A 350-nucleotide genomic window follows, 5' to 3' on the forward strand; every position below is an offset into this window, starting at 1 on the left:
ATAATCATAGTAGTTTGTGATAATCCCCAAAAGGATACTTTATTTTCTGCTCAAAAGAGAGCAGAAATAATAAGGGAAAATACACAGCATTTTTCTGATGTTGAAGTGACAATTTGGAGAGGGTTATTGGTTGATTTTTTAGAAGAAGAAGGGATTAATTTAATTATTAGAGGTTTAAGAGCTACTTCTGATTTTGAAGAGGAATTCCAAATGGCCTTAATGAACAAGAAGTTAAATAAAGATATAGAAACTATAATGTTAGTTTCAGATGCTAAATATAATTATTTAAGTTCTAGTTCAGTTAAGGAAGTATTTCAATTTGATGGTTGTATAAGTGGATTAGTGCCTGA

General features: G+C 29.4%; 1 protein-coding gene. It reads left to right on the forward strand.

Going from position 1 to position 350, the window contains the following annotated elements; genetic code table 11:
• The coding region (gene coaD, locus ACYQ3D_RS12665; RefSeq protein ID WP_459838824.1) for a pantetheine-phosphate adenylyltransferase at positions 1–350 on the forward strand (350 nt) is incomplete at both ends.

Source organism: Halanaerobaculum tunisiense (assembly GCF_054657635.1).